The organism is Mesorhizobium sp. M1E.F.Ca.ET.063.01.1.1, assembly GCF_003998155.1.
In the GTDB taxonomy this organism is placed as follows: Bacteria; Pseudomonadota; Alphaproteobacteria; order Rhizobiales; family Rhizobiaceae; genus Mesorhizobium.
The window spans coordinates 1-8,347 of sequence record NZ_RZSC01000223.1; the positions used below are offsets into that span (position 1 = coordinate 1).

Sequence of the window (8,347 nt, forward strand, 5' to 3'; positions counted from 1 at the left end):
TGAGAAGATCTACGACAGGTTCATCGAGCGGGCGCTGAAGCGTGTAGAGGCGATCGTCCAGGGTGATCCGCTCGACCCCGCCACGATGATCGGCGCGCAGGCGTCGAGCGAGCAGCTGCAAAAGATCCTGAGCTACTTCGACATCGGCCGCCAGGAAGGGGCCGAGGTGCTGACCGGCGGCGAGCAGAACCATCTGCCGGGCGACCTTGCCGGCGGCTACTACGTCAAGCCGACCGTGTTCAAGGGGCACAACAAGATGCGCATCTTCCAGGAAGAGATCTTCGGCCCTGTGGTGTCGGTGACCACCTTCAAGGACGATGACGAGGCGCTGTCGATCGCCAACGACACGCTCTACGGGCTCGGCGCGGGCATCTGGAGCCGCGACGCGAACCGTTGCTACCGCTTCGGCCGCGCCATCCAGGCGGGCCGCGTGTGGACCAACTGCTACCACGCCTATCCGGCGCATGCCGCCTTCGGCGGCTACAAGCAGTCGGGCATCGGGCGCGAGACGCACAAGATGATGCTCGACCATTATCAGCAGACCAAGAACATGCTGGTCAGCTACAGCCCGAAGAAGCTCGGCTTCTTCTAATCCTCCTAGGGCGCGTAGGGGAGGGTACGGCTTGCCGTACCCTCCTTTCATGACAGGAGGATCGCATGGACAAGGCCTCGTTGGGCAAAGTGTCGGCCACGCCAGAGGCCGAGGCGCTGCTTGCCGAGATCATCGCCGATCACGGGCCGGTGCTGTTTCACCAGTCTGGCGGTTGCTGCGATGGGTCCTCGCCGATGTGCTACCCGCGCGCAGAGTTCACGGTCGGCGACAATGACGTGAGGCTGGGCGAGATCGGCGACACGCCCGTCTACATCAGCGCCTCGCAAATCGAGGCCTGGAAGCACACTGACCTCATCATCGACGTCGTGCCGGGCAGGGGCGGCATGTTCTCGCTCGACAATGGCCGTGAGAAACGGTTCCTGACGCGCTCGACGGTCTGCGCCGCGCCGGCGCCATCTTCGAAGAATTGACTGGGCGGAAGAATTCCATCGATCCGCGACGATTGGGGTAATCGTCGCCCTTTGTTGGGTCTTTGGCTCGCACCCTGCCTGCCTTAGGCACGTCGCGCTGAGCGATTCAGGTGACGTGCTTCAAGTTCCTTGTTTTTGAGCAAGTCGTTCTCCCAAAGCCGCTCCGCACTTTTGGGCGACATGCTTTAGTGCTATGGCGCCGCTTTCGAACGGAAAAGCGAAGTCATGGCAGGTGTTGAACAGATCACGGTGGAAGCCGGCGAGGCGGGCATGCGGCTCGACCGCTGGTTCAAGGTCCACTATCCGGGCCTCGGCTTCGGCTATCTGCAGAAGCTTTTGCGCTCCGGGCAAATCCGCGTCGATGGCGGCCGGGCGAAGCCTGACACGCGCGTGGAGCCCGGCCAGACCGTCCGCATCCCGCCGCTTGACGTCGACAAGAAGGGCGACGCCCCGCTTACCGGCCATTCGATCCGCAACCAGGGCGATGCCGATGTGCTCGCCAAGATGCTGCTGCACGAGGATCCGAAAGTCTTCGTCTTCAACAAGCCGGCGGGGCTCGCTGTCCAGGGCGGCTCAGGCGTGACACGCAATGTCGACGACATGCTGGAGGCCTGGCGCAACCAGAAGGGCGAGAAGCCGCGCCTCGTGCATCGTCTCGACCGCGACACCTCGGGCGTGCTGGTCGTTGCCCGCACCCGCCTTGCCGCGATGAAGCTTTCGGAAGCATTCCGGGCGCGCGACACGAAGAAGACCTACTGGGCGCTGGTCAAGGGCGTGCCGTCGAAGCGCGAGGACAAGATCTCGACCTGGCTGGTCAAGGAGGCGACGCCGGACGGCGACCGCGTGCGCATCGCCAAGCATGGCGAGAAGGGCGCCGACCATGCCGTCTCCTATTACCGCGTCGTCGAGCAGGCGGCGCAGTCGTTGTCCTGGCTGGAGATGGAACCATATACCGGCCGCACGCATCAGCTTCGCGTGCATGCCGCCCATATCGGCTGCCCGATCATCGGCGATCCCAAATATTTCGAGGCCGACACCAATTGGGAATTTCCAGGCGGCATCCAGAACCGGCTGCATCTGCATGCGCGCCGCATCGTGATTCCGCATCCCGACCAGGGCGTCATCGATGTCACAGCGCCGATGCCGCCGCATATGCGCCAGAGCTGGAACCTGCTCGGCTTCGACGAGCAGAGCGCGGAGGACAACAATTGAGCGGCGCGACCGATACGCTCGACCGCCGCGACGCAGTCGACATGACTGCGGCCGCCATCATGGTCGGGCTGACGCTGTCCTGGGGGATGAACTACGTCGCCGCCAAGGTTTCGTATGCCGGTTACGATCCGGTTTTCGTCTCCATCGCGCGCTCCATCCTTGGCGGGTTGTGCGTGTTCGGCTGGTGCCGGCTGCGTGGCATCAAACTCTTTCAGGCGGATGGCACGCTGGTCGCCGGCATCGTCGCGGGCGTGCTCTTCGGCGTCGAATTCTTGTTCCTCTATGTCGGGCTGGAGTACACGACCGTCGCCCGCAACACGCTCTTGGTCAACACCATGCCGTTCTGGGTGCTGGTCGGCGGCCATTTCCTGCTCAGCGAGCGCATCACCACGCGCAAGCTTACCGGCCTCGTGCTCGCCTTCTGCGGCCTCGCGGCCGTCTTCTTCGACGGTATCGTCGCCGGCAACAATGCGACGCTGACGGGCGATCTGCTGAGCCTTGGTGCCGGCATCCTGTGGGCGCTGACCAGCATCGTCATCAAGCGGTCGAAACTGGCAGAAACCAGTGCCGAGAAGCTCTTGCTCTATCAGCTCGCCGGCGCGGCTGTCGTCGGCGCCCTGGTGATGCCTTTCGCCGGCCCGCCGATCCGCGAGATCGCCGCATTGCCGACACTGGCCTTGCTGTTCCAGTCTTTCTATATCGTCGCCTTCACCTATGTTTTGTGGTTCTGGCTGCTGACGCGCTATCCGGCAGCGGGCCTGTCGAGCTTCGCCTTTTTGTCGCCGGTGTTCGGCGTGCTGTGCGGCGCGGTGCTCTTGGATGAGCCGCTGACGGTCCGGATCTTCCTGGCGCTTGGCCTGATCGCCGCCGGGCTGATCATCGTCAACCGGACGGCGCGCAGGCAGCCCGCACCGTAAGGAGTTCGACATGCGCGACATCCTCAACGACCTCGAAGCTGGAAAGCAGCTTTCCGATCCCGATCCGGTGCGCCGCGCCCAGATCCAGATGAAGACGCCGCTGCCGAAGCGCTTCTACAAGGCTGTTTCGGTCGTGCCGGTCGAAAACGGTTTTGCCGTCCATCTCGACGGCAGGCCGGTCCGAACACCGGGAAAGGCGCTGCTGGTGCTGCCGACAGAAAGAGCGGCGATGCTGGTGGCTGACGAGTTTTCCGCGCAGGGCGAGGTCATCGACCCCGTCACCATGCCGGTCATGCGCCTTGCCAACACGGCCCTCGACGGTGTCGCCGGCGACCCGCAAGCGGTGCTCGAAGATGTCCTGCGCTTCGCTTCGTCGGACCTGCTCTGCTACCGCGCCGATAGCCCTCAGGGCCTGGTGGACCGGCAGAACAAGCTCTGGGACCCGGTTCTCGATTGGGCGAGGAGCCGCCTTGGTGCGCGCTTCAATCTTGCCGAGGGCGTCATCCATGTCGAGCAGCCGCGCGAGACGATCGCCGTCCTTGGCGCCCATCTTGCCCAGCGCGCCGAGCCGCTGCGTCTGGCCGCCATCCATGTCATGACCTCGCTGACCGGATCGGCGCTGCTGGCGCTTGCCGTCGATTTCGGCGAGCTCGGAGGCGAGGAAGCCTGGACCGCCGGCCATGTCGACGAGGACTGGCAGATCGAGCACTGGGGCCAGGATGCCGAGGCCGTCGCGCGCCGCTCGGCCCGCAAGCGCGATATGATGGCGGCGGTCAGCCTGCTGGAAGCGCTGCAAGCCTAGAGCAATTCCAGGAAAAAAGTGCGCAGCGGGTTTCGGTTCGGAATTGCGACAGAGAAAACAAGCAATTCCAGGAAAAGTGCGCAGCAGTTGAGCTCAGCGACTTCGCCGTAGCCTTCCATCCGGAGTTGCGTAAAACAAACTTGGAGTGGATCGACGATCCACTAGAGATGAGCCATCCAGTGCCACGCTCCGCTTTCGCATTGCACCTAATACGAAAGTCATAATCCCATCGTCTCGGTGCCTTTTGGCGGCGCTTTCTGCCATTTTTTCTTCGTTGGCCGCGTTTTTTTGAGTCCACGTTCGGAGAAGTTGCGGACGGTGGCGCGCAGTCATCGAGGACATACGGGATCCACGGGAGGATATATCAATGGCAATGGTTTCGACCGCCGGCGGAACAAGCCGCGGCATGACGCGGGAGGAAAAGAAGGTCATCTTCGCCTCCTCGCTCGGCACCGTTTTCGAATGGTACGATTTCTATCTTTACGGCTCGCTGGCCGCCTTCATCGGCGCGACCTTCTTCAGCCCGACCATCCCCGAGGCGACGCGCAACATCTTCGCGCTGCTGGCCTTTGCCGCCGGCTTCCTCGTCCGCCCGTTCGGCGCGCTGGTGTTCGGCCGCCTCGGCGACCTTGTCGGCCGCAAATACACCTTCCTCGTCACCATGACGATCATGGGCCTGTCGACCTTCCTGGTCGGCCTGCTGCCCGGTTACGCCAGTTGGGGTATCGCGGCACCCGTGATCCTGATCGGGCTCCGCATGTTCCAGGGCCTGGCGCTTGGCGGCGAATATGGCGGTGCCGCGACCTATGTCGCCGAGCACGCGCCGGACGATCGCCGCGGCTACTACACTTCCTGGATCCAGACGACGGCGACGCTCGGCCTGTTCCTGTCGCTGATCGTCATCCTGGGCGTCCAGAGTTCGCTCAGCAAGGAAACCTATGCTGCCTGGGGCTGGCGCATTCCCTTCATCGTCTCGTTCCTGCTGCTCGCCGTCTCGGTCTGGATCCGGCTGTCGCTCTCGGAGTCGCCGACCTTCCAGCGCATGAAGGAAGAGGGCAAGGGCTCCAAGGCGCCGTTGTCGGAAGCCTTCGGCCAGTGGAAGAACGCCAAGATCGCGCTTCTGGCGCTGCTCGGCCTGACCGCCGGCCAGGCCGTCATCTGGTACAACGGCCAGTTCTACGCGCTGTTCTTCCTGACGAACGTGCTGAAGGTCGACGCGCAGTCGGTCAACATCATGATCGCGATCGCGCTTGCGGTAGGCTCGCTCTTCTTCGTCGTGTTCGGCTGGCTGTCGGACAAGATCGGCCGCAAACCGATCATCATGGCTGGCCTGGCGCTTGGTATCGTCTGCACCTTCCCGCTGTTCAAGGCGCTGACCTGGGCCGCCAACCCGGCTTTGGCCACCGCGCAGCAGAATACGCGCGCGACGGTGACGGCTGCCCCCGGCGACTGCAGGTTCCAGTTCAACCCGGTCGGCACGGCGAAGTTCACGACATCCTGTGACATCGCGACCTCCTTCCTGACCAAGAACTCGGTGCCTTATGACGTCGTGACGACGGCCGCGCCCGGAACCGCCGCTACGGTCAAGATCGGCAATGACACGGTGCAATCATACGACGCCGTCGCCGCCGGCGATCAGGCCAAGGCCAAGGATGGCGCCTTCACCAAAGCGGTCAACATGGCCTTGCAGGACGGCGGCTACCCGCTGAAGCGCGCCGCCGCCAAGGTGCCGGACCAGAAGCTCGATGCCTTCGTCGCGGCCAATCCGGAGCTGAAGCTCGACGCTGCGGCCATCCGTGGCGGCGAGAAGACGACGGTTCCGGCCGACAAGGCGGTCACCGACAAGCTGCTGACCAAGGACGAGGCAGCTGGCGCGTCTGAGATCACCGTCTACAACATTCCGGGGGGGGGTGCTTTCGCGATGACCGCCGATCCGGCCGCCATCAACTGGCCGATGACGATCGGTATCCTGTTCATCCTGGTGGTGTTCGTGACCATGGTCTACGGCCCGATCGCCGCTATTCTGGTCGAGATGTTCCCGACCCGCATCCGCTACACCGGCATGTCGCTGCCCTACCATATCGGCAACGGCTGGTTCGGCGGCCTGCTGCCGGCAACGGTGTTCGCGCTGAGCGCTTACAAGGGCGACATCTATTACGGCCTCTGGTACCCCGTGGTGATCGCCGCGATGTCGCTCGTCATCGGCATGATCTTCGTCAGGGATACGCTCGGCACCGACCTGCACGGCAAGGACTAGCCGATCGACCCTTCTGGAATGAAAAGCCCGGCGCGAGTGATCGCGCCGGGCTTTTTCATGCCGAACTGGAAAGTCTTGGTCAGCTCTTGCGCTGCTGGTTTTCTTCCTCGATGGCCGCCTCATGGTACCAACCGTCGAAATCGGCGTGCGTATTGCGCAGCGAGGCAAGCTCTGCCGTGAATTTGGCCTTTGCGCCTAAATTTGAGGCAGATACCCGACCTGCAAGCGGGAACATCAGAATCTTTGCCGACGGACGGGACGTGGTGACTTCCATTGGCGGCCTCCCTTATTCTCCAGGAGCTTGGCGATTCAACTTTCTCCCAAGATAGGTTCTGCGATTCATTTAGGCAATATGCCCGCAAAAAGATCAATATTTGCCTACTATTTATGCATATTCTACAGTTGGACGATTGCCGCGCATTGCTGAGACGGCTCAACAGATTCAACGCGTTGCCACGATCATTTTGCCGCACCCGGGGCGGGGAGAGTGGCACACGAATTGCTTTTTAACGACCGGCAGGCCGGCCAGGTCCGGCCGTGCGTCGATCCCGCCGTGGCGCGGCGTCCAAGCAACGAGAGGCACTGGAATGACCAAATACAAGCTCGAGTATATCTGGCTCGACGGCTACACCCCGACCCCCAATCTGCGCGGCAAGACCCAGATCAAGGAGTTTGCCGAGTTCCCGACCCTCGAGCAGCTGCCGCTGTGGGGCTTCGACGGCTCCTCGACGAACCAGGCCGAAGGCCGCAGCTCCGACTGCGTGCTGAAGCCGGTAGCGGTTTATCCGGATCCGGCCCGCACCAACGGCGTTCTCGTCATGTGCGAGGTCATGATGCCCGATGGTGTGACGCCGCACGCGTCGAACAGCCGCGCGACCATCCTCGATGACGAGGGCGCCTGGTTCGGCTTCGAACAGGAGTATTTCTTCTACAAGGACGGCCGTCCGCTCGGCTTCCCCGAGAGCGGCTATCCGGCTCCGCAGGGCCCGTATTACACCGGCGTCGGCTACAAGAATGTCGGCGATGTCGCGCGCCAGATCGTCGAGGAGCATCTCGACCTCTGCCTCGCCGCCGGCATCAACCATGAAGGCATCAACGCCGAGGTGGCGAAGGGCCAGTGGGAATTCCAGATTTTCGGCAAGGGTTCCAAGAAGGCCGCCGACCAGATGTGGATGGCGCGTTACCTGCTCCTGCGTCTTACCGAGAAGTACGGCATCGACATCGAGTTCCACTGCAAGCCGCTCGGCGACACCGACTGGAACGGCTCGGGCATGCACTGCAACTTCTCGACCAACTATATGCGCGAAGTCGGCGGCAAGGCCTATTTCGAGGCGCTGATGGCGCAGTTCGAAAAGAACCTGATGGATCACATCGCCGTCTATGGTCCGGACAACGACAAGCGCCTGACCGGCAAGCACGAGACCGCGCCGTGGAACAAGTTCTCCTACGGTGTCGCCGACCGCGGCGCCTCGATCCGCGTTCCGCACTCCTTCATCAAGAACGACTACAAGGGCTATCTGGAAGACCGTCGTCCGAACTCGCAGGGCGACCCCTACCAGATCGCCTCGCAGGTCCTGAAGACGATCTCGCAGGTCTCGACCGACGCCGTTTCAGCGGCCGCCTGACGGACGAGCTTCGATTACAGAAAAAAGCCCCGGCGGAAAAAATGCCGGGGCTTTTTTCATGGCGAATGCCGATGCGCTGCCGTCAGCCGGCGAGCACGGCCTCCCCGGTCGCCTGACGGCGAGCGTTCGCATTTCCTATTGATGGCCAAATCTTCCACCAGGCCGGACAATGGGCGGACAGGTCGCGCCGCAAATGAAAGGCCCTTGGAAAGGAGCACCTTCCAAGGGCCTAATTTTCTATTCGATCAGAGTGTTAGACCGAATAGTACATGTCGTACTCGACCGGGTGCGGAGTCATTTCGAAGCGCATGACCTCGGCCATCTTCAGCTCGATATAGCTGTCGATCTGGTCGTCGTCGAAGACGCCGCCGGCCTTCAGGAAGGCGCGATCCTTGTCGAGGCTCTGCAGGGCTTCGCGCAGCGAGCCGCAGACCGTCGGGATCTTCTTCAGCTCCTTCGGCGGCAGGTCGTAGAGGTCCTTGTCCATCGGCTGTCCGGGATGGATCTTGTT

General features: G+C 62.6%; 7 protein-coding genes and 2 pseudogenes. 7 read left to right on the top strand and 2 right to left on the bottom strand.

Annotated features, from left to right (window positions below; all coding sequences use genetic code 11):
- From adh to EOA29_RS17205, 6 genes and pseudogenes are all read left to right on the top strand, one after another.
- A pseudogene (gene adh, locus EOA29_RS17180) lies at positions 1–592 on the top strand (aldehyde dehydrogenase); the annotation flags it as partial.
- A gap of 65 nt (positions 593–657) precedes the next feature.
- A complete protein-coding gene (locus tag EOA29_RS17185) occupies positions 658–1,023 on the top strand; it encodes a DUF779 domain-containing protein (protein WP_126094093.1) in 366 nt (121 codons plus the stop codon).
- Between the two features lie 225 nt (positions 1,024–1,248).
- Positions 1,249–2,235: an RluA family pseudouridine synthase gene (locus tag EOA29_RS17190; protein WP_126094092.1), complete on the top strand. Its 987-nt coding sequence runs from the start codon at positions 1,249–1,251 to the stop codon at positions 2,233–2,235.
- Between the two features lie 41 nt (positions 2,236–2,276).
- Positions 2,277–3,152 (top strand): DMT family transporter, encoded by an 876-nt coding sequence (locus EOA29_RS17195; RefSeq protein ID WP_189350699.1) that lies wholly within the window; start codon positions 2,277–2,279, stop codon positions 3,150–3,152.
- Between the two features lie 10 nt (positions 3,153–3,162).
- Positions 3,163–3,954, top strand: a complete 792-nt coding sequence (locus EOA29_RS17200) for an ATP12 family chaperone protein (protein ID WP_126094090.1) — start codon at positions 3,163–3,165, stop codon at positions 3,952–3,954.
- A 367-nt stretch (positions 3,955–4,321) separates the two neighbouring features.
- Positions 4,322–6,211 (top strand): MFS transporter, encoded by a 1,890-nt coding sequence (locus EOA29_RS17205; protein ID WP_127221189.1) that lies wholly within the window; start codon positions 4,322–4,324, stop codon positions 6,209–6,211.
- A gap of 79 nt (positions 6,212–6,290) precedes the next feature.
- On the opposite strand, the gene EOA29_RS17210 is transcribed toward EOA29_RS17205, so the two are convergent.
- On the bottom strand, positions 6,291–6,485 hold the full coding sequence (locus EOA29_RS17210) for a DUF2735 domain-containing protein (RefSeq protein WP_126094088.1): 195 nt from the start codon (positions 6,483–6,485) through the stop codon (positions 6,291–6,293).
- Between the two features lie 313 nt (positions 6,486–6,798).
- On the opposite strand from EOA29_RS17210, the gene EOA29_RS17215 reads away from it, so the two are divergent.
- A complete protein-coding gene (locus tag EOA29_RS17215) occupies positions 6,799–7,836 on the top strand; it encodes a glutamine synthetase beta-grasp domain-containing protein (protein WP_126094087.1) in 1,038 nt (345 codons plus the stop codon).
- Positions 7,837–8,089: 253 nt separating this feature from the next.
- Here the strand turns inward: EOA29_RS17215 and glnA are convergent.
- Positions 8,090–8,347 (bottom strand): annotated as a pseudogene (gene glnA / locus EOA29_RS17220) (glutamine synthetase); the annotation flags it as partial.